This window comes from Vibrio sp. S234-5, assembly GCF_000960595.1.
Lineage (GTDB): Bacteria > Pseudomonadota > Gammaproteobacteria > Enterobacterales > Vibrionaceae > Vibrio.
Map to the genome: position 1 here is coordinate 1 of NZ_JZAM01000191.1, position 378 is coordinate 378.

Annotated in this window: 1 protein-coding gene; it reads left to right on the top strand. The window is 49.2% G+C overall.

Going from position 1 to position 378, the window contains the following annotated elements:
• The coding region (locus UF06_RS09175; RefSeq protein WP_045570183.1) for a type I phosphomannose isomerase helical insertion domain-containing protein at positions 1 to 378 on the top strand (378 nt) is incomplete at both ends.

Consider the following 378-nt stretch of genomic DNA (forward strand, 5'->3'; position numbering starts at 1 on the left):
CACTAACAGAATACAAAGCGATGAACGGTTTTCGCGCTATCGTCGAAATTCTAAATGGCTTTGCAGAACTGGCGATTGACGCGTTGAGCCCATTTGTTGATGCCCTCTCAAGTAACCCAACCGAACCAGGGTTGAGTGACTTTTTCTCCGGCTTACTTTCATTGCAAGGTGAAACGAAAAACAACGCCGTAGCGGCTTTGATCCACCAAGCAAAACAGATTGATTTGCCGCTCTTTGCCTTGCTTGTTGAATTGGAAAAGCAGTATCCCAACGACATCGGCCTCTTCGCACCATTGATGCTCAATGTGATTACCTTGCAACCGGGTGAAGCGATGTTCTTGCAACCCGAGCCACCCCACGCCTCTTTCCAGGGCACGG